This is a genomic window from Streptomyces sp. SID4985 (assembly GCF_009863025.1).
Taxonomy (GTDB): Bacteria; Actinomycetota; Actinomycetes; order Streptomycetales; family Streptomycetaceae; genus Streptomyces.
On the sequence record NZ_WWIR01000326.1, the window covers coordinates 1 to 1,758 of the forward strand.

Below are 1,758 nucleotides of genomic sequence, written 5' to 3' on the forward strand. Positions count from 1 at the left end.
GGCTCCGCGACGACCGGGGCGGCAACCGCCTCGGCCGGGACGGCCGCCTCAGGCGTCACGGGCTCGGCCTGCTCGACCGGCTCCGCCGGGGCCTCCACCGCGGCGACGGCCTCGACCACCTCCTGCGGCTCCTGCGGCTCCTCGGCCGACGGAACCACAGCCTCCGCCACCACACCGGCCTCGGCGGGCACAGCCTCGGCGGCGGCGACCTCGTACACCCCGTCGTGGCCATCCACCGACTGGACCCCGTCATGCGCGTGCACGACACCCGTCGCCTGGGTGGCCATGCGGGCCATGGCGGCCTGGGCGGGGTCGGCGATGGTGCCGGGGACCGGGCCAACCGTTTCGGCGGTGGGCGGGGCCACGGCGGCGGCCAGGTTCCACTGGCCCGTCCCCTGCGGAACGGGCTCGTGGAGGTGCGGTGCCTCCGCGTACTCGGGACCGGCCACGGGCTGGGCGGGCTGTCGTACGGGCGCGCCCGCCGGGCCTCGGTCGGCAAGGGAGCGGACCGGGCTGGCGGAGGCGTCGGGGATCGGCGGGCCGAGGTGCAGCGGCCTGCGCGGCGGCTGCGGGGCCTGGCCGTGCGGGGCCGACAGGATGGGGGACGGCGTGACGGAGACGGGGCCCGGCTCGGGCAGCCGTACGCCGGTGAGGTCGACCTGGCCGCTGTCCCGGCCCGACGCCTCGTGCGCGCCCGGCTGATGGACGGCCTCGACCACCGGTTCCGGTGCGGGCGGCGGCACTTCGTTGCCCCACGCGCCCTGGGCGCCCGGCAGCAACAGGTCTTCATCCCCGGCGGGCGCCTCGGCGACGTAGGTGTAGCCGTGGGCGGGGGCGCCCGGCTGCTCCACCATGCCTGCGCTCTCCGGCTGTCCCTCGCCCGGGATCTGGCCGGTGTCGGTCATGCGTACCCCTCGCCCATCGCTTCAGTGCTCCTACGACCAGCTCACCCGGAACGGCGCACCGACCGCCCCGTAGTGAGAACGAGCGTCCGTGCCCGGCGGCACGAACGGCCGCCAGAAATGACGACAAAGCCATTCAGTGGCATGAAAACCGCTAGTGACATTGTCCCGCCGTCGCGCCGTCGCGACAGCGTGATCCGCGACTGCCCGTTGTGGACTGCGCCACGTCGCGCGTCCTGTGGTGTCGTCGTACCCCACCCACCCCCAAAACGGGCGTGCGTTCTGGACATTGGCGAACGAACTTCCGCTACGCCGGTGCGGTACAACGATCGGCCAGCCTACCGCGCGCGGTACGACAACAGGATCACGGGGCGGGCGCGAGCTGCCCTTTCCGCCCCATACGCGCCCTCGGTCAGCGCGGGGTTTCGCGGCGGGGCAGTTCGCCCGTGAGCAGGAACGCGACGCTCCGCTCGGTCTCCGTCCAGGCCCGGGTGTCGAGTTCGACGGCCTGGACGAGGGCGCACTCGACGCGGTAGCCGTGTTCGGTCAGGGAGCGGCCGACGAGTTCGGCCGCGTCGCGGGTCGCGGCGTGGGTGACGATGCGCTGCGGACGGCGGTCGGCCACGGCGGAGACCACGGCCGCTCCCCCGCCCCCGACGCGTACGACGTCGGGCTCGGGCAGGTTCTCCAGGACGTGCGGGGCCTGGCCCCTGACGATCTGGAGCTGGACCCCGAAGGTACGCGCGGCGGCGTCGGTGCGGGCGCAGGCGGCCTGGTCGTGGTCGACGGCGATGACGGCTGCACCGGCGCGCGCGGCGTCGACGGCGAAGGCGCCCGCGCCGCAGCCGATGTCCCA

At 74.9% G+C, this 1,758-nt stretch carries 1 protein-coding gene and 1 pseudogene; both read right to left on the reverse strand.

The window, feature by feature from the left end:
• Positions 1-905: pseudogene (locus tag GTW40_RS33100) on the reverse strand (5,6-dimethylbenzimidazole synthase); the annotation flags it as partial.
• 409 nt (positions 906-1,314) lie between these two features.
• Positions 1,315-1,758: methyltransferase domain-containing protein (locus GTW40_RS13695; protein WP_161180452.1), on the reverse strand; the 444-nt coding region annotated here is incomplete at its 5' end.